Annotated in this window: 18 protein-coding genes; 7 read left to right on the top strand and 11 right to left on the bottom strand. The window is 43.0% G+C overall.

Translation table 11 applies throughout. The annotated features are described in order from the left end of the window. Window positions 1-61: 61 nt before the first annotated feature. From bamA to HFD85_RS17205, 5 genes are all read right to left on the bottom strand, one after another. Window positions 62-2761, bottom strand: coding sequence for an outer membrane protein assembly factor BamA (gene bamA, locus HFD85_RS17225; RefSeq protein WP_167612695.1), 2700 nt, complete (start codon window positions 2759-2761; stop codon window positions 62-64). Between the two features lie 4 nt (window positions 2762-2765). Continuing rightward, window positions 2766-3512 carry an isoprenyl transferase gene (locus HFD85_RS17220; protein ID WP_240925070.1) on the bottom strand — a complete coding sequence of 249 codons (747 nt, stop codon included), beginning with the start codon at window positions 3510-3512 and terminating at the stop codon, window positions 2766-2768. 2 nt (window positions 3513-3514) lie between these two features. Further along, window positions 3515-4273 (bottom strand): type IX secretion system protein PorG, encoded by a 759-nt coding sequence (gene porG / locus HFD85_RS17215; RefSeq protein WP_167612693.1) that lies wholly within the window; start codon window positions 4271-4273, stop codon window positions 3515-3517. Between the two features lie 315 nt (window positions 4274-4588). Beyond that, window positions 4589-5470: an NAD kinase gene (locus HFD85_RS17210; protein ID WP_167612691.1), complete on the bottom strand. Its 882-nt coding sequence runs from the start codon at window positions 5468-5470 to the stop codon at window positions 4589-4591. Window positions 5471-5480: 10 nt separating this feature from the next. Beyond that, the gene (locus HFD85_RS17205; protein WP_167612689.1) at window positions 5481-6146 is read right to left on the bottom strand and encodes a CBS domain-containing protein; all 666 of its coding nucleotides are present in this window, start codon (window positions 6144-6146) and stop codon (window positions 5481-5483) included. A gap of 67 nt (window positions 6147-6213) precedes the next feature. Here HFD85_RS17205 and HFD85_RS17200 point away from each other — a divergent pair, with 67 nt between their 5' ends. Next, entirely contained in the window at window positions 6214-6927 is a 714-nt protein-coding gene (locus tag HFD85_RS17200; RefSeq protein WP_167612686.1) for a pyridoxine 5'-phosphate synthase, read from the top strand. Window positions 6928-7008: 81 nt separating this feature from the next. Then, window positions 7009-7812, top strand: coding sequence for an alpha/beta fold hydrolase (locus tag HFD85_RS17195; protein ID WP_167612684.1), 804 nt, complete (start codon window positions 7009-7011; stop codon window positions 7810-7812). A 14-nt stretch (window positions 7813-7826) separates the two neighbouring features. Here the strand turns inward: HFD85_RS17195 and HFD85_RS17190 are convergent, their stop codons facing one another. Then, window positions 7827-8288 carry an META domain-containing protein gene (locus HFD85_RS17190; RefSeq protein WP_167612682.1) on the bottom strand — a complete coding sequence of 154 codons (462 nt, stop codon included), beginning with the start codon at window positions 8286-8288 and terminating at the stop codon, window positions 7827-7829. Between the two features lie 63 nt (window positions 8289-8351). Then, window positions 8352-8648: a hypothetical protein gene (locus HFD85_RS17185; RefSeq protein ID WP_167612680.1), complete on the bottom strand. Its 297-nt coding sequence runs from the start codon at window positions 8646-8648 to the stop codon at window positions 8352-8354. A gap of 157 nt (window positions 8649-8805) precedes the next feature. On the opposite strand from HFD85_RS17185, the gene HFD85_RS17180 reads away from it, so the two are divergent. From HFD85_RS17180 to HFD85_RS17160, 5 genes are all read left to right on the top strand, one after another. Further along, window positions 8806-9918, top strand: a complete 1113-nt coding sequence (locus tag HFD85_RS17180) for a mandelate racemase/muconate lactonizing enzyme family protein (RefSeq protein ID WP_167612678.1) — start codon at window positions 8806-8808, stop codon at window positions 9916-9918. 24 nt (window positions 9919-9942) lie between these two features. Next, the gene (locus tag HFD85_RS17175) at window positions 9943-11061 is read left to right on the top strand and encodes an aminotransferase class I/II-fold pyridoxal phosphate-dependent enzyme (protein WP_167612676.1); all 1119 of its coding nucleotides are present in this window, start codon (window positions 9943-9945) and stop codon (window positions 11059-11061) included. Between the two features lie 179 nt (window positions 11062-11240). Beyond that, complete coding sequence (gene dacB, locus HFD85_RS17170; RefSeq protein ID WP_167612674.1) at window positions 11241-12719, top strand: D-alanyl-D-alanine carboxypeptidase/D-alanyl-D-alanine endopeptidase; 1479 nt, start codon at window positions 11241-11243, stop codon at window positions 12717-12719. Window positions 12720-12725: 6 nt separating this feature from the next. After that, window positions 12726-13880: a diaminopimelate decarboxylase gene (gene lysA / locus HFD85_RS17165; RefSeq protein ID WP_167612672.1), complete on the top strand. Its 1155-nt coding sequence runs from the start codon at window positions 12726-12728 to the stop codon at window positions 13878-13880. Between the two features lie 2 nt (window positions 13881-13882). Then, window positions 13883-15862, top strand: a complete 1980-nt coding sequence (locus tag HFD85_RS17160; protein ID WP_167612670.1) for a M1 family metallopeptidase — start codon at window positions 13883-13885, stop codon at window positions 15860-15862. Window positions 15863-15934: 72 nt separating this feature from the next. Here HFD85_RS17160 and HFD85_RS17155 read toward each other — a convergent pair whose 3' ends face one another. From HFD85_RS17155 to HFD85_RS17140, 4 genes are all read right to left on the bottom strand, one after another. Next, window positions 15935-16993 carry a S66 peptidase family protein gene (locus HFD85_RS17155; RefSeq protein WP_167612668.1) on the bottom strand — a complete coding sequence of 353 codons (1059 nt, stop codon included), beginning with the start codon at window positions 16991-16993 and terminating at the stop codon, window positions 15935-15937. A gap of 76 nt (window positions 16994-17069) precedes the next feature. Then, window positions 17070-18497: a SusD/RagB family nutrient-binding outer membrane lipoprotein gene (locus HFD85_RS17150; RefSeq protein ID WP_167612666.1), complete on the bottom strand. Its 1428-nt coding sequence runs from the start codon at window positions 18495-18497 to the stop codon at window positions 17070-17072. 12 nt (window positions 18498-18509) lie between these two features. After that, complete coding sequence (locus HFD85_RS17145; protein ID WP_167612664.1) at window positions 18510-21782, bottom strand: SusC/RagA family TonB-linked outer membrane protein; 3273 nt, start codon at window positions 21780-21782, stop codon at window positions 18510-18512. Between the two features lie 139 nt (window positions 21783-21921). Next, window positions 21922-25311 (bottom strand): T9SS type A sorting domain-containing protein, encoded by a 3390-nt coding sequence (locus HFD85_RS17140; protein WP_167612662.1) that lies wholly within the window; start codon window positions 25309-25311, stop codon window positions 21922-21924. Window positions 25312-25646 lie beyond the last annotated feature (335 nt).

Below are 25646 nucleotides of genomic sequence, written 5' to 3'. Positions count from 1 at the left end.
CTTTTTTAGTTAAACTGATGATCATCTATCATATTTTATGCCAAAACATTCTTTTTGTTTTTTAGAACTGCTGACCGATTACGAAATGGAACTGGCTTCCCCAGTTGTCGTTTGATCTTCCCGGAATCGGGTCGAAACCGTAACCCCAGTCGATACCCATCAATCCGAACATTGGCAGGAAGATACGAACTCCCATACCCGCCGAACGGTGCAATTTAAAAGGTGTATAGTTCTGGAACGCCATACCTGCATTACCTGCTTCGAGGAAGGTGAGTGCATAAATGGTCGCACTTGGTTTCAGCGTAATCGGGTAACGCAATTCCATGGTAAACTTGGTATACATGTTCGAACCATAGGTATTGGTACTTAAACTGTAATCTTTGTAACCACGCAGCGAAACGTAATCGGTACCGTACATGTTGTAACCCGACATACCCGATCCACCTACGATAAATCCTTCAAAAGGCGACTGCCTGTTTTTATCGTAGTAACCCAGGAATCCGAATTCGAACGCAGTACGCAGTACCAGGTTGGTATTTTTAGTTAGCGGATTATACAACTGTCCTTTAAACAACCATTTGTGGTATTCAATCCATTTGTATTTATCAGCATTCGACACATCGGGACTCGAATAATCTACCCCGTTAAACAAAGAGTAAGGAGGCGTAAGTTTCAGTGCCAGCGAAAAGCTCGAACCGCTGCGCGAATACAATGGATTATCTACAGAACTTCTTCCGAATACGGTTTTAAAATTGAAGTTGTTTGCTGTTCCGTTCACTTCTCCGTTTTCGTCGGCCAAGAACGGGAAATAGCTGCTCATATTCTGGAGCTTATAGTGCTCGAACGAGAGTTCGTGATACACCGTAAAGTAGTCATCGGGCCACGACAGGCGGTAACCATAACCTAAAGCCAAAGCTGTAGTTTCCCAGATCCGGTCCTTGCTGTTATCATCGTTTTCCGAATCGTAGTTATAGGAATACGTTGGGTAATAACTACCATAACCGCCATAACCGCCATAAGGATTGTAACCACCACCGTAAGAACTGTACGGATTATAATAACTACCGCCATAATACGAGTTGCCATAACCGTAATTGTTGTAATTCTGGTAGTATTTATTAGCACTGTAATTTACTCGTGAATGCGAAAGCGAAACCGAGAATGAATTTGGTTTCTTACCTCCTAACCAGGGCTCCATAAACGACAAACTTACGGTACGGTAATAACGTCCGCTGGTTTGATAACGCAAACTCAGGGTTTGACCATCGCCGGTTGGCAGCGGGCGCCATGCTTCCTTGTTAAAAATGTTACGCACCGAGAAGTTGGCAAATTTCAAACCTACCGATCCTACAAACATACCGGCACCCCAACCACCTGAAAGCTCGATCTGGTCGTTGGCTTTTTCCTGCAACTGGTATTCAATATCCACAGTCCCGTCTTCGGGGTGTGGCTGTACATCGGGGTTTATCGCTTCCGGATCGAAGTGTCCCAACTGGGCCAATTCCCTGTACGAACGCATGAGCAGGGTTTTGCTGAACAGGTCGCCCGGAAATGTTCGTAATTCGCGTCGTGCCACATGCTCGTGAGTTTTGGTGTTTCCCACAATTCGCACTTCGTTGATGGTGGCCTGTTTGCCTTCGTAAATACGCATTTCGTAATCGATGGTATCCTTGTCGATATTCACCTCAACCGGTTCGAGGTTGAAAAACAGGTAACCTTTATCGAGGTACACATTGTTCAAACCTTCGTCGTTATCGAAAAGACGCTTATCGAGTATTTTTTGGTTGAATACATCTCCTCTTTTAATACCTAAACGCATGCTTAAGTAATCAGAAGGATACACCGTATTTCCCACCCATTTGATGTCGCCGAAGTAGTATTTATCACCTTCTTCAACATCAATATCAATGTCGACACGTGTTTTTTGTTTCCGTCCAACCTGAACCTGCGAAATCGAATCATCCACAATTACGGCGTCGCGGTAACCTTTCTCGTTGTATTTATCAATCAGGTTGATTTTATCCTTATCGTACTCTTCTTGCAGGAATTTCTTTGTTTTGAAGAAATTGCGCAACGATTTTTCGTTGGTTTTCTTCATGGCACGTTCGAGCGTCACGTCGCTAAGTGCCTCGTTTCCCTCAATTTCGATGTTATTAACTTTTACCTTTTCCTTTTTATCCACATAGATATCGAGGATCACGCTGTTGTTTTGCGTGGTATCGTCGCGCTGCACAATATTTACTTCGGTATTCAGGAATCCTTTGGCATGAAAAATACCCATAATGGTACGTTCGGCACTGTTCACCTGGTGATCGGTGATCTGGCTACCACGCAACAAAAGTACTTTTTCGGTAATATCATCTTTTTCCGATTTCGAAACGCCATAGAAATTAACGTCTGCCAGACGCGGGCGTTCCTGCAGATAAATATCGAGCCAAATGTTGTTGCCAATAACTTTGGTTGCTGTGATTTTTACATCGGAAAACAAACCCTGCTGCCACAGTTTTTTGATGGCTTGGGTAATCTCGTCGCCGGGAACCATGATTTCGTCCCCCACTTTCAGTCCTGATAACTGGATCAGAACAGTTTTATCGAGGTAGCGAATTCCGGAAACCTGAATATCAGCAATGGTATATTCCTGAGCGCTCGAATAATAAATAGAAAAATTTGTGCTGTCAAGCTCTTCCTGCGCCATCAATGGCGGAGCCAGGAATATTGAAAGCAATAAAAGGGTTATCGTCGATCTTAAAAATTTACTCATACAACTAGCTCGTTAACTGTTCTCTGGTTTTTCCGAATCTTCTTTCTCTGTTCTGGTAATCTACAATCGCCTCAAAAAGGTCCTCTTTCCTGAAATCGGGCCATAACTTTTGCGTAAAATACAATTCGGAATAAGCAATTTGCCACAAAAGAAAATTACTAATCCGGTATTCACCGCTGGTCCTAATCAACAATTCAGGTTCAGGCACTTCGCTTGTCGACAAATAGCTACTGAACAGGTCATGATCAATGGTTTCTATATCTATTTTCTGGCTGGCAACATCCTGCGCTATCTTTTTTGTAGCGTTCAAAATGTCCCATTGTCCGCTGTAACTAAGGGCGAGAATCAAATTCAGGCCTGTATTGTTTTTTAAGCGGTCTTTACATTTATTCAAATTTTCAAGAACGTGAGCAGGCATGGGATCCAGGTCCCCGATGGCATCCAGCCGCACATTATTTTCCATCAACGAATCGGTTTCTGCTTCAATGGCCTGCACCAGCAATCCCATTAAGGCTTCAACTTCTTCCCTGGGACGGTCCCAGTTTTCGGTAGAAAAAGCATAAAGCGTAAGGTGTTGAACACCAATTTCGCCGGCTCCTTCAACCACCGAGCGAACCGATTCCACACCGTGTTCGTGCCCAACTACACGAATCTTGCCATGACGCTCAGCCCATCTGCCGTTACCATCCATAATGATGGCAACATGCTTTGGTATCTTGTTGTTATCTATCCTGTCTCTGAACGACATCATTCTTAATCTTTACTTTGGTAAGCAGGACAAGCTTTTTTACCGATATAAACTTTATAGGTAACATGAACTCCCAGGTATCCTGTCCAGTCGTTGTTATGATTTTGCGACGTGTAGTTAACCGTTTCGCCGATATCATTCACAAACGACAAGGGATCATCCAGGTCATCCAGTTTGTCACTCATGTGTTTTCTCATTTGGTATTCAACCCCAACACCAAGCCGTTGCCCGATGGCCCATTTCACACCAATACCAAAAGGCAGGGTTGGCACAACCAGCGACTCTTCCCTGTCGTTAGCTACAGGTTTGCCTGTGGCATCGTAATCTATTTCCGGGTAATTGGGATTAAACGTATAAATATCTTCGGGCCTAAAGTTATAGGTGTAGTACGACACTCCCAAACCAAGTGTAACGTATGGACTGAATTTCATTTTTTTTGATCCCAACACGTATTTCAGGTAATTGATTTCTGCCTGAACGGTAAGATCCTGAACGCCTTTATCAAAGCTCCATTCAGCATTCTCGACCATTCCGTCCCGCGACATTGAACCAGTTAAAAACATGGCACGTAACCCGACACGGGCGTTAAAATTATATCTGAAGTAAGCTCCAAAATTCAAATTTAGTTTATCAAACGGAGTGTTGTCGTCCATATCTCCCCATACGGTTCCTGTCCCACCCCAAATTCCGATATCCGCTGTTTTTTGTGCATGTCCTGATAAGGTTATCAAAACTATTGCAAACACCAATAGTAGTTTCTTCATCTTGGTATTCAAATTCGTTTCTTTAACAATGGTTTTGGACATGTTATTTTCTCGTTCTATCCGCTTTGTTTCGCCGGTAATTTTCAGGTGTCTCCCGCTTGTTGATCTTTACGTGTTTTTTCACAAATCAAGGCTTGGTTCGGTCCCAAAAACCACTCTCATAAACAATTGAATATCAGCAAATTTGATCGTTTTAAAACGACACTCTTTTTGTTTATAAAAGCTACAAAAGTAATATAATTCTAAAAATAACATAACCCAATGCTATTATAAAACACAAACAAAGATTAAAAATTGTTAAGTAGGCACGGAAATTCAGTTTCTACGGTCGATTCCCCACATTAGCTTGTTTCTGAGCGTGTAGAAAAAGGGCTGTTCAGGAAGCTGTAAAGTCTTCAATTTAAAGCGTGCTTTTTTTACGGTAATTACGGTTGAGAATTCAACGGCTACCGAACGTGAATCGAGCGAGGTGAGGTAGTTCGAACCACGGCCTTCAACTTTTAAGGTGATGGTGCAGTTATCGGGAACCACAATCGGACGAATGGTCAGGTTGTGCGGTGCCATTGGAGTAATTATAATATTCTCGGAATTTGGAGTCAATATCGGCCCGCCAACACTTAGCGAATAGGCTGTTGATCCGGTTGGTGTGGCAATAATCAAACCGTCGGCCCAGTAATTGTTCAGAAATTCGCCATCAATATAAGCTGCCACGTTCAACATCGATGAGTTGTCGGTTTTCAGTACCGTCATTTCGTTCAGCGCATAATTAAAGTCGAGGTTTTCGCGATCGGAAAACTCAATTTCAAGCATGGTACGCTCAACTACTTTGTAATTTTTACTGAATATATTAACGAGGGCATCGTTCACCTGATCTTCCGAAATGTCGGCCAAAAAACCAAGCCGGCCACTGTTCACGCCAATTACGGGTATCGAAAAATTACGGATCAGCAATACCGACTGCAAGAAGGTTCCATCGCCGCCAACACTAAATATATAACTGTTATCCGGATCGAAATCGGTATGTGAATGAAAAAATGATGTGTAGTATGTTTTCGACTGTAATTCTTCGGTAATAAAATTGTAGAATGGTTTGTACAACTGCACCTCGATTTCGCGTGCCTGCAAAAAGCCAAAAAACTCCTGAAGAACCGGAACAAAATCATCGGAAACCTGGGTGCCAAAAACTGCTACCTTCATGAATTGCGGTTTAAATGTTCATAAATTTCATGAACTGATCGTATCTGTCTTTATAAAGGTCATTTAACATCGACTCATCCTGGTAAACGGCTTTTACATTGTAATCGTATCGCATCAGCGCCTGCACCACACCCGAAAGCTCAACTGTGTTTAACTTCATAATCAGGTCGATGTTGCTGATCCCCGGTTTACGATCGATAAAGAAACTTAGTATCCTTACATCGTTACTTTCAATAATCTGGCAAACCTGGGAAACGGAATAATCACCAACTGTGGTTTCAATAACTATAACTCCCCCAATTTCCTGCAACGAGAATAGGCTGGCAAACCTTCGGGCCAAATCGTACAAGGTAATGGCACCCACGTAATAATGATCATCATCGAGAACAGGCAGCACACTAATTTTTAGCTTGTACATCACTACGGCCAGTTCAAAAATATGCTGACTGACGTGGGCGTGGGTGGTGTTCAGTTTATCCAGTTCTTTAGAGATAGGTTCATCAACCAGGTTCAGGTCGTATATTAACTTATCCGAAACCAATCCTAAATACTTCGAGTCGTCAACTACCGGAATATGCGACACCCGGTACACATCCATGTGACTCAGTGCTTTTCGCCCTTTTTCATCGCTTCTAACCGAAGGAATGGCATCCGATATGAGTTGTTCTGCTAACAAAACTTTAGTTTAAACGTTATTCGTTCAGCCCGAAAATTGTAACTTCGCTAATCAAAATTAGTATAAAATGACCAGGCTTAGTGTAAATATAAATAAAATTGCAACACTGCGAAACTCGCGTGGAGGTCAGGTGCCAAGCGTTAAAATGGCCACCATAAAATGTCAGGAATTTGGAGCACAGGGAATTACCGTACACCCCCGCCCCGATGAGCGCCACATTACCCGCAAAGATGTTTACGAAATTAAACCTCTGATTACCACAGAATTTAATATTGAAGGTTATCCAAACGAAGATTTTCTTCGCATGGTCACCGAAGTGCTACCCGACCAGGTAACACTTGTTCCCGACTCAGATAAACAGTTAACCAGCGACCACGGTTGGGACACCTGGAAACACATGGGTTTTCTGAAAGAAGTGATTGCCCGTTTAAAAGAAAGCGGTATACGCACTTCGATTTTTGTTGATCCGGATGAAGAAGCGGTTGAAGGTGCTGCCGAGATTAAAACCGACCGCATTGAGTTATACACCGAACCTTATGCAACACTCTACCCCATTGACCGCAACAAGGCAATAGAGGCTTTTGTGCATGCAGCAAAAGTTGCAGAGAACCTCGGGATTGATGTAAATGCCGGTCACGACCTGAGTCTGGAGAATTTGAATTTTATGTACCACAAAATACCCAATCTAAAAGAAGTCTCAATCGGACACGCCTTAATTGCCGATGCGCTTTACCTGGGGCTGGAAACAACCATTCAGAAATACTTGGATTGTTTGAAGTAATTTCTGGATACTCGATTTTGGATACTGGGTACTCGATGTTCGATACACGAAACTCGTAGCTCGCAGCTAATTACTAAAAACATGGAATTATTTTATCGTAAAGAAGGTAGCGGATCGCCGCTTGTTGTTGTACATGGATTGTATGGCTCGTCGGATAACTGGCTGAACATCGGGAAACGATTGGCCGAAAAGCATACGGTTTATATGATCGACCAGCGCAACCACGGCCGTTCGCCATTTGCGGAAACGCATACTTACGACGATATGCGAGACGATTTGGAAGAGTTCTTTATTAAGCACAACATTGAAAAAGCAACTTTACTGGGGCACAGTATGGGAGGCAAAGTAGCGATGTGGTTTGCTGCTGATTTCCCCGAACGTATAGAAAAACTGGTAATTGCCGATATAGCCCCAAAAGACTACCTTCAGTTGAAAGATGAAAGTCAGTTCTATTTGCATCGAAACATTTTGCTGGCCATGCAGGAAATCGATTTTTCGCAGGTAAAATCACGAAACGATGTGGATGATTTTATGGCTGAAAAAATTGATGATGCACGAATCCGGCAATTTCTGCTAAAAAATGTAGAGAAAAACAAAACAAGCAAACGATACCAGTGGCGGGTAAACGCTGAAGTTTTATACGATTACCTTGAAGAAATTGTAGGTGGCGTAAATAAAAGCTGGCTCGACGATCGTCTTCCAATTACGGCTTATCCGGTTATTTTTATCCGTGGGCTGCTTTCTAAGTATATCCAGGATGAAGACAAAGACCTGATTAAGGAAATTTACCCCGATGCCAACATTGTTGATATTCCAAATGCAGGTCATTGGTTGCATGCCGAGAGTCCCAAAGAATTTATGAAAGCTGTGATGTTGTGCTGTTAAAGCAGCCAACCGAATTAGTCAATTATTTTAAAAATCAGTCTTGTATTGATCGATGTATACAGCGTTAATTTGTTACCGTTGATTTGGAAACGCCTCGTTTTTCTTAACTCTGAAGAAAACGTTTCCTCCCAATAAGCCGATTCATTCCCCACACATCCTCTAAGGGTTTGGTGACATTTAAGAATTTTCAATTCATTTCCATTCGAAAGCTCATATTCACCTCCCATACCGTTACACGAAAATGAGCCCCCAAAAGTCCCGTCCTCATGAAAAGAAATATAACCGCCAACGCCATCCGCACATTCTTTCTTGTATGGTCGTTCTTTAACTTTTCCTAACAGCTCCCATGTGTTGTATAAATCATAGTCGGTCTGAATGTCAATTGTGGTATCAAAACATTCCGGATTTTCGTCTTCATCACAGGACAAAAAAGCCAGATTCAAAATCAACAAAAGAAATAAGTATTTGTATTTCATAGTTCAGGTTTTAAACTAAAGATCAAAATGCTGTCAAAAAGGTTGCGTAGCAATAAAATGAACTTACCAGAAATTAGCCAGCAGAAATACTATGATCACAAAAATACCCACCAAAGCTGCTACAAAGAAATAGTCGGCAATTCGTTCGCTGTTTTCTGCTCTTTTACTCCTTTTTGTCCGGATCGATACAGATGAAAACAAGGATGAGATAATCAGCAGAAAAGCAACTCCTGAAGTTAGCTCATCGATCAAAACATTTTCGGCGTGATTGGTTAAATGCAAGGAAGTTATTATAAAGAGGCAAAATCCCAGTAGATTTGCTGCTGTACCTAAAATATGTTGCGATGTTTTATTGGGCATATACATTCATTTAGTTTTCAAGCTCTAATAGTCGGGCCAGGTAAAAATTTCATTCGAAAATCGCCTGAAACAAGCCTTCGAAAGTTAAGCAAAATAATTTCCGTCATTCATTATTCAGACCTTATTTATTACATTTACCTTTCTAAATTATGTTTATATGCAGGAAACTGTCATTAGCAGTGTTGAAGTCATAAAACTCAACATTCCATACAAAGAACCATTTGTAATTTCATTGGGAGTTATACCCTCTGCCACCAATGTGGTGGTTAAAATAAACACCAACACCGGGCTAACCGGAATTGGCGAATGTGCTCCCTTTGTGTTCATTGTGGGAGAAACGCAGGAAACCGTTTTCGAACTGGCTCAACAGATCGGAAAACTGCTGAAAGGCAAAGATCCATTTGCAATTGAAGACCGGCTGGCGGAAATCGACCGGGCAGTCCAGGGAAATCCAACCATGAAAAGTGCTTTCGACATGGCTTTGTATGACCTGCTTGCCAAACAGGCCAATCTTCCGCTATACAAACTATTGGGTGGAAGCAACACCCGTGAAATTTACACCGATATGACCATCAGCATCGGATCGCCGGAAAAAATGGCCAATGATGCTTTGGAATTCAAGAAGGCAGGTTTCCCTGCCATTAAACTAAAATTGGGCACCACCACTGAAGCCGATGTAGCACGTGTAAAAGCCATACGCGAAGCCGTGGGTATGGACTACCCCATCAGGATCGATGCCAACCAGGGCTGGGATCCGGTTACAGCCATAAAAACGCTGAACGAACTGAATAAATACAACATTGAACATTGCGAGGAACCTATTCCGCACTGGAACAATAAAGAATTGGTGCGTGTTCGTGAAAACAGCCCGATATCGATTATGGCCGATGAATCTGTTTTTGATCATCACGACGCATTCCGCCTGGCAAGTATGGGCGCCTGCGACTATTTCAATATCAAGTTCTCCAAATCCGGTGGAATTTACAACGCATTGAAAATTGTTGCCGTTGCCGAATCAGCAGGTATAAAATGCCAGGTAGGTTGCATGTCCGAATCACGCTATGCCCTTACAGCGTTGATGCATGTTGTGGCTGCCCGCAAATCCATTGTCCATTACGACATCGATTCCTCGCTAATGCTGGCTGAAGATCCTGTTACCGGAGGAATTGAATACAAAGGCAATGGTAAATGGGAGCTTGGTGACACGCCCGGCATCGGAGCCGGTTTCGACGAAAGCTACCTGGAAAACATGGAACGAGTTATTGTTTAACCGTACACTTTTACAACCTTGAATTTGAAACCGCAGTATATTATCGATGGCGTTACGGGAACAGAGACGATCGTAAATGGTAAAAAATATTTGTATTTCGCCGGCACCGGCTACTTTCAGCTAAACGCACATCCTGAGCTAATAAAAGCAGCCAGTGATGCAACTTTGAAGTACGGAATTGCCACGGCCACTTCGCGTGCAATAACCGGGAACTCACACCTATTGATAGAAATAGAGAAAAAAGCCGTCGACTTTTTTAATACCGAAGATGCCGTTTACCTTCCATCAGGCTACCTCACAAACATCGCCGGACTTCAGGCGCTAAATGAATTGAATACGTTCGATATTATTTTTCTCGATGAAGGTGCACATTACAGCCTTTGCGAAGGAGCAAGAACCGTTGATAAGCCTTTAATCTTATTTAACCACTGCGACACAGAAGATCTGAAACAAAAACTCGAACAGCATTTGCAACCGGGGCAGCGTCCGCTTATAGCTTCCGACGGATTGTTTCCGATTCGTGCTAAAATTGCTCCGATTGAAACTTACCTGGAACTCGCCGATATATACAATGGTACGGTATGGATTGACGACGCGCACGGTGTTGGAATTCTCGGTGAGAACGGTCGCGGTACATGCGAGCACCTGGCACTGAAATCTCCCCGGCTGTTTATGGGAGCCACTTTATCAAAAGCATTTGGCGCCTACGGTGGTATCATTCCGGGAACGGCCAGATTTATTCAGCAAATAAAATCGGGAAGTGTAATGACCGGTTCCAGCTCACCCATGCATGCTGCCGTCGCCGCGGGAATTAAGGGACTCGAGATTGTACAGCAGCATCCCGAAATGCGGGAAAAACTGTGGGCGAACGCCCGCTATCTGAAGGAACAGATGCGCTCAATCGGAATTCAAACCGAAGACAATGAATTGCCCATTGTGGCCTTTTCGCCGGGAAATATGGAAACCATGACAAAAATCCACCAGGAATTGATGGAAAAAGGCGTTTACATCCAATTTGCAAATTACAAGGGTTCGGGAAACGATGGCATTTTGCGTATTGTCGTTTTCTCTACTCACACTCAAACGCAGATTAACATACTGACAGAGAAACTCGATAGTGCAATGAGGAAGTTCATTTCCTGAAAATCCAGCTCCTTTAAGGCATTTCTTAACCTTCCATAGCTCCAGGGCAATTTTATTTAAAGGAGGCAATTTGCATTTTATTAAATAATGTCCTACATCTTAAAATGTAGAGAAAAACTAGCAAAATTCAATTGAAATATTATATTTGTCATACAAATTTCCATCAGTTTTAGTTTGTTATGAAAAGAATTGCTGTTATTGTTTTACTGGTACTTTTCGCCTCATCCGCATTTGCCCAACTTCGTGCATTAGCGAAGAAAAAACACAACGTTAACCGTACTTTGAAACAGGTGGTAGAATACCCCGAATTTACAACTGCTGGTTTTGCATTTCTTGCCATCGATATCAATTCAGGTGCTGTTGTTGCTCAATACAACGCGGATAAATGTCTGAAGCCGGCCTCCACACAAAAGCTAATTTCAACAGCTACTGTTCTTGAATTACTCGGGCCTGATTGCCGGTTTGAAACCACCATTGAATATACCGGCGAAATTGACCGAACAAATAAAATATTACACGGCGATATCATCATCAAAGGCGGCGGAGATCCAACGCTTGGCTCAAAATATTTCGACACAACAAAAGATCATCAGTTTTTAAACGATTGGGTAACTGCCATAAAAGCTGCCGGAATTGATTCCGTAGCGGGCCGAATCATTGCTGACGATCGCATATATAGCAACGAAGTTCCTCCGGGATGGTCGTGGTCGGATATGGGAAATTATTACGGTGCAGGCCCGTGTGGATTGTCGATTTTCGATAATTACTATTCCTTGTATTTCGATACCAACAATTTTGGTGACACGGTCCGGATTGCGAAAATTAAGCCCGAAATTGCAGGATTGACCTTTGACAATACAATTACTGCCGACTCCATCATTTACGATGATTCATACATTTACGGAGCTCCGTATACCTACAACAGGTACATTCGAGGTCATCTGCCAATTCACAGAAACAGTTTTGAAGTAAAGGGTTCGCTGCCAGATCCTGCGCTAACAGCAGCCATTGCACTAGATTCATCATTAAAACTTGAGAGAGTCGGCACTGAGCGCGCTCCAACTACAGTTGAATTGGAAAAAGTGAATCCGGGAAAAGCCACGAAAGTCCTTTACACAACCTACTCGCCAACGCTTTCAGAAATTATTGAACAAACCAATGTACACAGTGTAAATTTATTTGCCGAACATTGCCTGATACAGGCCGGCGTTGCAATGGGGGCAGCTCCCGAAACAGAAATCGCTGCTGATTCTATGGTTTCATTTCTGGAGAAAAATGGAGTAGATACCCGGGGAATGCAAATATTCGATGGTAGCGGACTATCGCATTACAATGCCATTTCGCCACGACAAATGGTGGCTCTGCTGACTCACATGAAAAAGGAAAGTCCTTACTTCGAAACCTTTTTCCACTCAATGGCAAATGCCGGTGAAACCGGAACCATCAGAAATATGTTTAAGGGAACAGCAGCCGAAAGGCAATTGCGTGCCAAAAGTGGAACAATTAACAAAGTAAAAGCCTATGCCGGTTATGTGACATCGGAATCCGGTCGCGAAATTGCTTTCTCGATGGTGGTAAATAATTATAGCTGTTCATCATCGGAAGCCAGAGATCAGCTGGAAAAGCTGATGGTTTCGCTGGCAGAATTGAAAAAATAAAATTGTATGAAAAATTACTTAGATACTTTTAACACACTCAAAACCCCATTTTACTGGTACGATATGGATTTACTTGATCGTACTTTGATAAGCGTTAAACAAGAAGCCGATAAATACGGATTTCATGTTCATTATGCGGTAAAAGCGAATGCCAATCTGCCCATTCTTGAAAAAATTCGAGAATACGGTTTTGGAACTGATTGCGTGAGTGGCAACGAAGTGCTGCGCTCGCTGGAAGCCGGTTTTAAACCAAAAGAAATTGCTTTTGCAGGCGTTGGAAAAACCGATGAAGAAATTGCGATTGGCATCGAAAATGACATCTTCTCGTTTAATGTAGAATCGATTCCTGAACTGGAAGTGATCAATGAGATTGCGGCAAAACTTGGTAAAAGCACCAATGTGAGTCTTCGTCTGAATCCAAATGTGGCTGCAAATACGCACGAATACATCACAACCGGACTGAATGAAAACAAGTTTGGCATTAATATGATGGATATGGAGGAAGTGCTGAAGGTTTTGAAAACACTCAGTCACATCAAACTCACTGGCATTCATTTCCACATAGGTTCGCAAATAACTGATTTGAATGACTTTAAAAAATTGTGCGAACGGATCAATCAAATTCAGGACTGGTTCGAAGAACAGGATATAAAGCTGGAACACATCAACGCTGGCGGCGGACTGGGCATCGATTACCAAAATCCCGACGAAAACAGCGTTCCCGATTTCGCGAGTTATTTCAAAATTTTTGCAGAACATTTGAAACTGCGACCAAATCAACAGTTGCATTTCGAACTGGGCCGGTCGATTGTCGGTCAGTGTGGTTCGCTGCTTACAAAAGTGTTGTATGTAAAAAAAGGTGTGCAAAAGCAATTTGCCATTGTCGATGCCGGCTTTACAGAACTGATCAGGCCGGCACTGTACCAGGCCTACCATGAAATTGAAAATATTTCCTCCACACTTCCTGAAGAAAAATACGATGTAGTTGGGCCGATTTGCGAATCGACCGACTTCTTCAGAAAAGACGTAACACTTGCAGGAACAAAACGCAACGATATTATTGCAATAAAAAGTGCCGGCGCTTACGGTCAGGTTATGACGAGCCAATACAACCTGCGCACACCGGTAAAAGCCTATTATTCAGACAAACAAAACAAGTAAGAATGTACAGAAACTTATTTTTTATAATGCTCACCCTCCTTCCTGTTTTCAGTATAGCACAGTCGCTGATTCCTTATTCCGAAATGGAGGAAAAAAGCGACATCTGCAACCATATTGACGGCCTTAAATCAGCAGAAGCTGAATCAGATAATCCCCTACTCGATGCCTACGATATTACCTTCACAAAAATCGATATTGAAAGCGGCAACAGTTCAGATTATATTCGGGGTTATGCCTACATAGAAGCTAAAGTCACTGCCGATCAGCTGAGTAATTTTGTAATAGAACTGGCTCAGAATATGCGAATTGATTCTATTCAGTTTAATGGGAACACAGTTCAATATAGCCGGAGCGGAGCTGAAATCAATATCGGAATCAATAATCCACTTTCTAAAGAGGAAGCCTTTTCGGCAACCATTTATTATCGTGGTTACGGAAACGACGATTCCGATTATGCAGGCGGCTTGCACCATACGGCAAGCAGCACCTTCAATTACGATCACCTCACCTATTCTTTTACACAACCTTTTGGGGCTAACCTGTGGTTTCCATGCAAGCAGAAAATGAATGACAAAATCGATTCGCTTCATGTTTTTGTAACCACCTATGCCAGCGAAAAAGTATCGTCGAACGGGGTTTTGACCAACGTTGTTGAATTGCCAGGGAACAAACGACGCTACGAATGGAAAACAAAATATCCGATAGCCTACTACCTGGTGGCATTCAATATTTTCGATTATACGGAATACAATTTTTACACGCATCCCGAAGGATTCAGCGATTCCATTTTTATTCAGAACTTTCTGGTCGATCAGGCACATGTAAATGCCATGAAAGATGAGATCGACCGCACGCACGACGCAATGAACCTGTACTGTAATCTTTTCGGAATGTATCCCTTCAGCGACGAAAAATACGGACACACAATTTGGGGAAAAGGTTTTGGAATGGAACACCAGACCATGACATCAATGCCTTATAACATCGATTTCAGACGGCTGTCGCACGAACTCAGCCACCAGTGGTTTGGCAACTCGGTAACCTGTGGCTCGTGGCAGGATATCTGGCTGAATGAAGGTTTTGCCACCTATTTCGATTACCTGGCTATTAAAACCATTATTTCAGAGCAGGCCGGAAAAGACAGAATGAATTATTACCATTCAAAAGCAATGGATTATGTGAATGGCAGTGTTTATGTTCCGGATGCGGCGGCGCATCTCGAAAGCCGGATTTTCAATTACAGTCTGTCGTATTGCAAGGGCGGTGCTGTTTTGGGCATGCTTCGCAACGAACTTCAGGATGATGAATTGTTTTGGCAGGTGCTCCGGAATTACCTCGAAAAATTTAAAGGAGGATTTGCCAGAACACGTGACTTTCAGCATGTGGTTGAAGAAACTTCGGGAAAAGATTTTGCCTATTTCTTCGATCAGTGGATCTACGGCGAAGGTTTTCCAACGCTTTACGGCGACTGGTATCAAAGAGACGGGAAACTAACAATGATTGTGAAGGAGCAAACGTCAAGCACCAATACAACCTCCTTGTTCAAAATGCAGGTTCCCTATCAACTCAATTTTGAAGACGGAAGCGACAGTACCATCGTTCTGTTTCAGGAAAGCAGAAATCAGACCTTTGAAATTCCCTTGGATAAAGCAGTTAAAAGTATATACATCGACGCGGAAAATAAGATCCTGAATAAGAACCTGGGGATGACTAAAATAACGCCAACTTCGGTGAACACCAATAGTCTGTTGGATTGCAAAGTTTACCCCAATCCTTTCAGTGATGAAATTTCAGTTATTACGTCCGAAATTGGAGCTGATTCGAAACTAAGTATTTATAACGCCGGGGGAATTCTTGTGTTAGAACAAATACTTGGTAGTATGAATGAATCGATTGATGCTTCAACCTTGAGATCAGGAATGTACATCGTTGAAATCAGTTCTGAAAAAGGCTTTTTCCGACAGAAATTGATAAAACAATAAGCGATAATTTGTAACCGGAATAGCTTCCTTTTGGCAGTTTCATCAATTGTTTTCGCGGAAAGGTAAGACGAATCAAGAAACAGCCTTATCAAGTAGTTTCAACGTTTTTTTACCCGCATTCAATCTGGCTTTAACACCCGTAGGAAGTGTTATTTTTGAACTGATATGACCAAAAGGTAAGCCGTAAACAACGGGAATACCTAAAGGCTTTAGGAGGTCGGTAATTGCCTGTTTTAAGGTAAGCGAAGGCTCTTCTTCGTTATAATCGCAGCCGTTAAAAATACCAAGCGCAATTCCGGCAGCTTTTTTCAGATTTGTAGCATACAATAAGTGAAAAAGCATTTTATCGATCCGGTAGATCTTTTCATCAGTTTCTTCCAGGTAAACGATCTTGTTTTCAAAGTCAGGCTCGAATTTGCTTCCGATCATTGAATCCAATACACTCAGGTTTCCACCAATCAGTATTCCTTCAGCTTTTCCTTCCGATATGGCATACAGATCATATTCAGGATTTTCTTCGGTTTCCGCTTCCCGTTCGTAGGAATACTTGTATTTACCCTGCGATTTCATCAACACGTTTTCGAAGGCCTCCATCGTAAAATTGTTAAACGACGAAACTCCAACCGGCCCGTGAAAAGTCACCAATCCGGTGCGTTCGAAAATCACTGAAAGCAGTGCTGTAATATCGCTGTAACCAATCAAAGCCTTTGGATGTTGTTTAATCAGTTCGTAATCCAGCATATCGAGAATTCGAATGGCCCCATATCCGCCTCTAACACACAAAATTGCATCCACTTTGTCGTTGGCAAACATGTGCATCAACTCATCCGCTCTTTCAGTGTCGGTTCCTGCAAAATAACCATACTGCGATAGCACACTTGGTAAATAGTAGGTTTTAAATCCGAATTCTTTGAGTTTGCTCGCTGTGTTTTTGAGTTGTTCTTCTGTGATCGGACCTCCAGGCGTTACCAGGCCAATAGTGTCCCCTTTCTGCAAGCGCCGGGGTAAAATATTCCGTATCGACTTGTTCGAATATCCTTCGTTTTCTCCGGCGAGTAATTTTGATAAAGGCGTTACAGATACAGCTGTGAGTGCTGCTGAACTTTCAATAAATCTTCTTCGGCTGATCATTTTTATACGTTTGGTTTTATAAAGAAAGACAATCTTTTGGATTGTCTTTCTTATTACTTTTCAAGTTTTTAGCTATTTATTGGACACCTGAACGTGTATCCCACCAAATCTGGTAGCCCCAGTAATCGTGAACTTCATTCACGTCGGCTGGAACATTGGCACTGTTCAGTTTCCTTTCGGAGTCGGGATAAGAAAAACGGAATGGCGGACGATTATGGCCACTGTGAACCGAGTTTACCGCAGGCGAAAGCGCCGGAACATCAGTCCGTCGCATTTCTGCCCAGGCTTCCCAGCTCTGACGGAAAAGTGCAATCCATTTTTGCAGGTAAACCTGGTTCAGATCGTTTGCAAATTCTACATCAAATCCTTCAATGTAATTCGAAATGTCCCTTCTGCCTATTCCATATTCCTCGCAAGAAGCTGTAATGGCCGATTCGTAGGCATCTTTGGCGCTGCCATTAACGAACCCGCGCATAATGGCTTCGGTTCTGATAAACTGTACTTCAGCAAATTTCAGGAAATACACAGAACCACCGGGATTATTTACAAAAAGGTCGTTTACGCGCGAGTATTTGATATCGGCATCTTTACCAACTTCCAGACCACTGTACGTACCATCGGTAAGAGGTGCGGCGTAGAATTCCAAACGCGGATCTTCCAGATCGTTCATAACATCAACGATCGGTTTCGCCATCCAGTCGTCACCAATTGAACTGTGACGGGCTGTCCATGGCTCAATCCAGTCTTCATCGCCCGGGTAAGCAAGAAAAGCGTTATCCTCGTTGCTGGTAAAAACCGGATAGACATCGGGATTGCTGAGAATCTTCGAAATCTCTGCTTTTGCAGTTGTTTCATCCACATTCGACATCCGGATGGCAACACGCAGGTGCAGCGAATTACAAAATTTCTTCCATTTGGTGATATCGCCATAATACAGCAGGTCGCCGGCTCCCAGCAAACCATTCTCAGCTCCCGGAACCAGTTTCTCGTTGGCTTCATCCAACGTTTTAAGCAAATCGGCATAAATGGCTTCTTCCGAGTCATATTTTGGATGAATCAAACCATCGGCTCCCTGACCGGCTTCGAAATACGGAACTTTACCATACACATCGGTAACCATTTGCATCGCGTATGTTTTTAACACCGTAGCAGCCGCCCATAGATTGTTATTCTCGTTCTCCAGTGCACCTTCAATTACAAAGTTCACATTCGAAAGTGTTGACCGGTAGGTGCCGTTCCACATATCGGTACTTGGGCTTCCCTGGTAGTTGGTAACCGTGGTATAAGTCCCTTTAGTTACATGTCCGACATAAGCGGCCGGATATTCCATTTCTGTTGTTCCAAAACGCTCGGTGATGTCTTCAATCACATTCGCGAAGACGTTAGTCAACGGAGCAATATCCGGGTTGTTCGGATTGGTATTGATCTCTTCAAAGTTCTGTGTACAAGAGGATAAAACAAGAACTGCCGAGCTAAATAATGTTATCAATATTTTTGTTTTCATTGTAAGTCGGTTTTAAAATTTCACATTAAGTTTAAATCCTATCGTACGAGAAGGTGGCAGCTGATAAGCTTCCAGTCCTGCTCCTGCCAGAGTACTACCTGATGCTACTTCAGGATCGATATTAACATCGTTGCTTTCGTGGGTATAAAGCAGTGCCAGGTTACGTCCGTAAACCGACATGGTAAGGTCCTGCAAAAGGATGCTGTTTACGATTTTCTTCGGGAAACGATATGCCAGTACCACTTCTCTGAGTTTCACGTAACTTCCGTCAACGATAGCCAGTTCGGCCCAGTCTCTTGAATTTCGCCAGTAATCGCGTGCTGAAATCACCGATTGATTGGCTTGTCCGCTTACATCTTCTGCTGTTCCGTCGTTGTTCAGATCGAGCATCGTGCCATCTTCGTAAACGCCCTCAGCAATCATTCCTGTTTCACGAATACCTCCTTCAACGGTTGATTGCAGAATACCTGCTTTTTGTCCTACTGATTTTGTCATACTGAACACATCGCCACCAACTCGATAGTCGATCAGTGCAGTCAGGCTAAAACCTTTATACGTGAAAGTATTCCGGATTCCTCCAAAGTAATCGGGATTGATGTTTCCAAGGATTTCTGATTCGGTCGATGTTAAAGGCATACCGTTTCTGTCGACCAGAATATCGCCATTGTCGTTACGGGCAAAAGTGGTTCCGTACAAATCGCCAATTGGTTCGCCGGGAAATGCCATTAGCGACACATCGCCGTAAGAGTAGTAATACGCAAGTTGCAATTCGGTGAGTCCGTCGGCGAGTTCTACTACTTCGCCGGTATTAGTTGCCCAGTTCAATACTATATCCCAACTAAAATCTCGTGTTTTTACAGGAGTTCCGTACAATTGAACCTCGAAACCTTTGTTTAAGATCTCACCGGCATTTTTCATCCATGAACTATAACCTGATGAAACAGGAATATCAACGCTCAAAAGCTGATTTTTGGTAGTGGCATTGTAATATGTCAGGTCGAGTCCCAATCGGTTATTGAAAAACTTCATTTCACCACCTACCTCGAAACTATTGGTAAGTTCTGGTTTCAGGTTGTAGGAAGGCAGTGTTGATTGCGCACCAAAAAGGTTCACGCCGTTAAATGTTGTTCCGATAGAGTAAAAAACAGGCGACAAATTGTACGGCCCGGTATCGTTACCAACAACTGCATAACCACCACGTATTTTGGCATAATTCAACCAGCTTGATTCAAGTCCCAAAGCATCGGTTACAATAAAGCTCAGATTAGCCGAAGGGTACCAGTAGTTCCAGTTGTCGCTTGGCAGGGTCGAACTCCAGTCGCCACGTACGGTCATATCAAGGTATAAATACCGTTTAAAACCAATATTGGCCGAAGCAAAAACACTGTTAGTTACCTTCTTGTATTCGGTAAAACTAACGGTTGGCTCCCCTTCGAAGTTTGAAGTTGAGAAAAAGTCAGGTACAATCAGGTTTGATCCCGAGGTTGTTGCAAAGCGGTCAAAGGCCTGTCGGTAATTTCCACCAATTGTGGCCAAAATATCAAAATCGCCAACTGCTTTTGTTATCTCAAGCAATAAGTCGGCATTGGTTTCTTTTTCAATCCGGTATTGTTCCCAGAAATTTCCATTTGTCGAGAACTCATACATATCGGTCCAGTCGCGGGAATACTGATGATACTTAAATTTACGGTGCTCGTTAAAGAAGTCGGTCCCTACTCTACCAATCAAATCAATTCCCTTCGCAACATTCCAGGTAATGGCAGCATTACCAAATACACGGTTTCTTTCTCTCGACATGGTGTTCTTATACGCATTCCAGTATGGGTTTGGATGTTGCGAATCGTAATCCATCATCCAGTTGAAAGCAGTAGGTTTACCATTGTAAATGATGATATCGTCGTAATGTTCCTTCAGGTACTGTGTATTTACCTGGCGGCCAAACCATGAATTGAATTCCAACAATGGATTCCTCATTGAGTTACCCTGTTGAGGGAGGTTATCGTTCTGAAGGTCGGTGTAGGTTACATTTACATCGAACGACAATTTATCGGTGAGTTTAAACTCCGATTTAATTCCAATATTAATTTGACGCATATCGGTATTCGGAGCTGTACCTTTTTGTGTTTTATGCCCCAGCGTTAATCGGCCATTAGCCTTTTCGCTGCTGGCAGATAAAGCGATATTATTTACCGTTGAAATTCCGGTTTCGTAATAGTCTTTTACGTTATCGGGTTGCGACACCCATGGAGTCGGGATCACATTTCCGTTTTCATCGAGCGGTGAATCCATCTGAGCCACCATCAGGCCGGCATCCAGTCTCGATCCCCAGCTTTCGTCCCAGTCCATCCGGTAACCACTTCCATCCAATCCCCACCGGAATTCTCTCAGGTCGTGAAACTCCTGGTAAGTCAGATCAGAATAGTTTTTTTGCCATTCATATTCACTTCCGTTACGTCCTTGGCCGTATTCATTCTGATAATTGGGCAGAAGGTAAACATTATCGAAAGCTACCGATGATGAAAGCTCAACACCAAGTCCTTTATTCTGGCTGCCTTTTTTTGTAGTGATAAGAATTACACCGTTGGCAGCGCGGCTTCCGTACAAAGCAGATGCACTGGCACCTCGCAGTACCGAAACACTTTCTATTTCTGAAGGATCGATGTCCATAGCGGCATTACCAAAGTCGGTGTACGTACTCGACGACATGGCCGAGTTGATCGTGTTCATGATCGGTGTTCCATCCACCACAAACAAAGCCTGGTTTGATCCCTGAATACTTTTTATACCACGAATAACCACCGATGATGATGCTCCCACCTGCCCGGAAGAAGTAAGTATGCTAACACCTGCAACTTTTCCCGACAGTGCCGAAACAACGTTGGTTGGATTGGCAGCAGCTACTTCGTCGCCACCAACATCCTGGGCGCCATAACCGAGCGCTCGTTTTTCGCGCTTAATACCCATTGCTGTTACAACCACTTCTTCCAGTTGTTCAATGTCTTCTTTTAAACTAACGTTGATCTCAGTTTGAGAGCCAACTGTAACTTTCTCGGTTTTGTAACCTAAAAAGCTAAATACAATAATGTCGGTTCCCGTCGACACCTGAATTGTATAAGCGCCATCCGGTCCTGTGACGGTTCCCACGGTTGTCCCTTCTACCACCACAGAAGCTCCGGGAACTGGATCTCCTGAGGCATCATCAGTAACACGCCCCGTAATACTTGTCTGGGCGAATACCGATAAATTGAGAATTAGCAGGGCAACAAAAAATAATGTTCTTCTCATAATCCTGGTTTTAATTCTATTTATTTCTATTGTTTTCAAATTCCATAATACACTGTTTTTCTTCCACTTAATTCAACACTGCTTGGTCAGCAAAAACAAAAATCCCGGCTTTCACCGGGATTGATGTTCTTATTGGCTATTATTTCTGAATAATCAGCTTCTGAGTTTCGATACTTCCATTGTTTTTCAGAGCTCTAACAATGTACATACCAGTTTCTAAATTGCTTACGTTAACCGATGATCTGCTGCTTTCAACCAATGTGCTGAATACAGTTTGTCCGGCCATGTTAACAATATCGAATCGTTCAACATTTTCAGCCGTGTAATGCAACACATCGCTGGCAGGATTCGGATACAACCTGAATGTGGCTTCATCAACTACCGATTCAACCGCGGTTTCGATTCCAAGTGCACCCAAAGCCTCAACTTCTGCATCGGTAAGACTTATGCTGTAAATCATTACTTTATCAATCACTTTGGCACCGTCACGTGGAGGATCGTTGGCAGGAGCTGCTTCGTTATTTCCTCCTACTTTAAATGCTGCGTTGTCAGGCGACAGATCGGCGCCGTATGGAGCAGGACGTGCATCGAGGAAATTACCTTCCATTGAGCGAACCAAAACTCCGTCGACGTACATTTTAATGTATTCGCCAAGTTTGGCATTGTATACCACCCTGTGCCAGGTATTTTCTTTGATTACAACATCGGAGAAACCAAAGGCATCGGCACTTGATTTTGGAGCACCTATTGTACCAATTTTTCCACCTACAATTTCCATTTCTGAAGTATAACCTGTTGCATTTGGCGTTGGGTTTACTTCGAAAAGTGAATAGATAAGTGAAGTATCCGGAATCATAACATCCATTACAATTGCAAAGTCGTTAACGTAACTACCACCTCCGTTGGCAGGAATTCCGTGCCAGAATTTGAGCCAGTTGTGAGCATTCATCGAAATGGCATTGTCCTCAACACCGTCAACAACTGTCCAGTCAACGTCCTGGGTCGATGGTTTATCATCGGCACTGGTTTCAGTTGCTTCCGGATCGAACTGCATCACTCCGTCGCACTGAACTTTACCAATTCCATCTTCGGTGGCAAAGTTTTTAAACAGGTCGTTGGTATCTTCAAAAGTATAAACGCCGATGAGTATTCCGGCTTCCTCTTTATTTTCAGGTTTACCGAGCGCAGCCACTTCTTCGGCAGATAAACTCTTGTTGTAAACCGAAATCATATCCACATCCTTGTCGCCGTCGCGCGCAGGATCGTTGGCAGGTGCAGCTTCGTTGTTACCACAAACTTTAAAGGCTGCATCAGCCGGATCGGTATCGGCTCCGTATGGCGCAGGACGTGCGTCTGTGAAGTCGCCTTCCATTGATAAAGCCAGAACGCCATCAACATATACCTTGATATATTCGCCTAACTGGGCGGAATAAACAATTCGATGCCATTTATTTTCTTCGATTACCACATCAGAAAATCCTAAAGCTTCAGCACCTGATTTTGGGGCACCAATACTACCAACTCGTCCACCAACAATTTCAAGTTCCGAGGTATAACCGTTTCTGCTCGGAGTAGGATTTACTTCAAATAGCGAGTAAATTTTAGAAGTATCGGCAACGCGAACATCCATTACCAGGGAGAAATTGTTTACATAGCCGCCACCACCGTTAGCCGGTATTCCGTGCCAGATTTTGAACCAGTTGTGCGCTTTCAATGAAATAGCATTGTCGTTCTCCTGATCACCGGGAATTACCATCCAGTCAACGTCTTTTTCCGATGCTTTATCATCGGCATTCGAATCGGTTGCTTCAGGATCGTATTGCATAACGCCATCGCACTGAACAGTACCTACTCCAACTTCGGTAGCGTAGTTTTTAAACAGGTCTTCTGAATCTTCGAAGGTATATTGACCGATTAAACCGGTTTCTTCTTCTTCAACAATCTCAGGTTTTCCAAGCGCCTGAATTTCAAGGTCGGAAAGCGGACGGTTATAAACCAGGATCATGTCAACATCCTTATCACCATCGCGAGGAGGATTGTTTGCAGGAGCAGCTTCGTTGTTTCCACATACTTTAAATGCCGCATCTGCCGGATCAGTATCAGCTCCGTATGGTGCAGGACGAGCGTCGAGGAAATTGCCTTCCATTGAACGAACGAGCACACCGTCGACATACATTTTTATGTATTCGCCCAACTTAGCGTTGTAAACAACCCTGTGCCAGGTATTTTCCTCAATCACAACATCAGAAAATCCGAAAGGATCAGCACCGGAAGCAGGGGCTCCAACGGTACCAACTTTTCCGCCCGAAATTTCCATTTCAGATGTATAACCATTAACATGTGGTGTTGGATTTACTTCGAACAGCGAATAAATTGCAGAAGTATCAGCCACTCGAACATCCATAACAATTGCGTAATCGTTCACATAACTACCTCCGCCGTTAGCAGGGATGCCGTGCCATAATTTAAGCCAGTTGTGTGCTTTCAAGGAGATTGCGTTGTCTTTAGCTCCTTCAACAACCGACCAGTCTACATCTTTAGTCGAAGCTTTATCGTCGGCATTTGTGTCGGTTGCCGCCGGATCATACTGCATTACGCCATCGCACTGAACTTTACCAACACCGTCTTCAATTGCATAGTTTTTAAACAAATCATCAGTATCTTCAAAAGTGTATCTTCCAATTAATCCACCTGTTTCACCTGCTGATCCGGGAGCTCCCAGTGCAGCAATTTCAGCATCAGTAAGATCTCTGTTAAACACGGCGATCATATCAACGTCCTTGTCGCCATCGCGAGGCGGATCGTTCGCAGGTGCTGATTCGTTATTACCACCTATTTTCATTGCCGCATCGTCAGGGCTTGTATCTGCGCCATATGGTGCAGGACGTGCATCAAGAAAATTGCCTTCCATTGAGCGAACCAGAACGCCGTCGACAAATACCTTAATGTATTCACCAAGTTTGGCCACATATGCAATCCTGTACCATGTGTTTTCTTTAATAATTGGCTCGGAAAAACCAAAGGCATCTTCACCCGATGCCGGTGCACCAATCGATCCAACCGCTCCGCCTACGATTTCCATCTCAGAAGTATATCCACTTGCTGATGGAGTTGGATTAACTTCGAGCAATGAATAGATTTGTGCAGTGTCAGATACACGCACATCCACAATTACTGTAAAATCGTTAACGTAACTACCACCACCGTTGGCCGGGATACCGTGCCAAACTTTAAACCAGTTGTGCGCTTTTAGTGAAATAGCTTTGTCGCTAACTCCATCGATCACCGACCAGTCGCTGTCTTTTGTCGATGCTTTATCATCGGCACTGGCATCGGTAGCTGTCGGATCGAACTGCATAACACCTTCGCATTTTACGGTTCCAATACCTGCTTCAGTGGCATAATTCTTAAAAAGATCTGCTTCGTCCTGAAACGTATAGTACCCTACCATTCCTGAAATGTCGATTTGTGCATACGACATTGAGATGGCCACTAAGTACATAACAATGAATAAGGTAAATTTTTTCATAAGCTAATATTTAATTGTGTATAATATGTATGACATCGTATTGGGAATAATATTAATTGATTTTTGATAGATAACCAAAGTATTCATAACATTTTTCATGAAGTGAACTCTGTTTTTTAACAAAAAGGCAATATCACAATTTAGCTTATTTGGGTACTTCTGAGTAATACTTATATGTAAGTTATCACTTTTCTCTCTTGAAGTCAAATGTAAAAGTCAATCATAGTTCTGCCGAACGCCTGATTCCGTTATTCTTACTGTAATCATAATTCAAAACCGCAACTAATGAATATTCTGGACCCGAAACTTTAGAACAAATTTTCACATTACATTCC

Origin of the sequence: Maribellus sediminis, from assembly GCF_011799805.1 — a bacterium.
GTDB lineage: Bacteria > Bacteroidota > Bacteroidia > Bacteroidales > Prolixibacteraceae > Draconibacterium > Draconibacterium sediminis_A.
The sequence above is the reverse complement of the archived record's forward strand: the minus strand, read 5'-3'. Positions and strand labels throughout refer to the sequence as shown.

Coding starts and splice junctions, on each gene's coding strand:
- HFD85_RS17190 (WP_167612682.1), bottom strand. CDS start 8,288: ATGAAATACAAATACTTATTTCTTTTGTTGATTTTGAATCTGGCTTTT.
- HFD85_RS17180 (WP_167612678.1), top strand. CDS start 8,806: ATGCAGGAAACTGTCATTAGCAGTGTTGAAGTCATAAAACTCAACATT.
- HFD85_RS17185 (WP_167612680.1), bottom strand. CDS start 8,648: ATGCCCAATAAAACATCGCAACATATTTTAGGTACAGCAGCAAATCTA.
- lysA (WP_167612672.1), top strand. CDS start 12,726: ATGAAAAATTACTTAGATACTTTTAACACACTCAAAACCCCATTTTAC.
- HFD85_RS17155 (WP_167612668.1), bottom strand. CDS start 16,993: ATGATCAGCCGAAGAAGATTTATTGAAAGTTCAGCAGCACTCACAGCT.
- HFD85_RS17160 (WP_167612670.1), top strand. CDS start 13,883: ATGTACAGAAACTTATTTTTTATAATGCTCACCCTCCTTCCTGTTTTC.
- porG (WP_167612693.1), bottom strand. CDS start 4,273: ATGAAGAAACTACTATTGGTGTTTGCAATAGTTTTGATAACCTTATCA.
- HFD85_RS17200 (WP_167612686.1), top strand. CDS start 6,214: ATGACCAGGCTTAGTGTAAATATAAATAAAATTGCAACACTGCGAAAC.
- HFD85_RS17220 (WP_240925070.1), bottom strand. CDS start 3,512: ATGATGTCGTTCAGAGACAGGATAGATAACAACAAGATACCAAAGCAT.
- HFD85_RS17210 (WP_167612691.1), bottom strand. CDS start 5,470: ATGAAGGTAGCAGTTTTTGGCACCCAGGTTTCCGATGATTTTGTTCCG.
- dacB (WP_167612674.1), top strand. CDS start 11,241: ATGAAAAGAATTGCTGTTATTGTTTTACTGGTACTTTTCGCCTCATCC.
- HFD85_RS17145 (WP_167612664.1), bottom strand. CDS start 21,782: ATGAGAAGAACATTATTTTTTGTTGCCCTGCTAATTCTCAATTTATCG.
- HFD85_RS17195 (WP_167612684.1), top strand. CDS start 7,009: ATGGAATTATTTTATCGTAAAGAAGGTAGCGGATCGCCGCTTGTTGTT.
- HFD85_RS17150 (WP_167612666.1), bottom strand. CDS start 18,497: ATGAAAACAAAAATATTGATAACATTATTTAGCTCGGCAGTTCTTGTT.
- HFD85_RS17140 (WP_167612662.1), bottom strand. CDS start 25,311: ATGAAAAAATTTACCTTATTCATTGTTATGTACTTAGTGGCCATCTCA.
- bamA (WP_167612695.1), bottom strand. CDS start 2,761: ATGAGTAAATTTTTAAGATCGACGATAACCCTTTTATTGCTTTCAATA.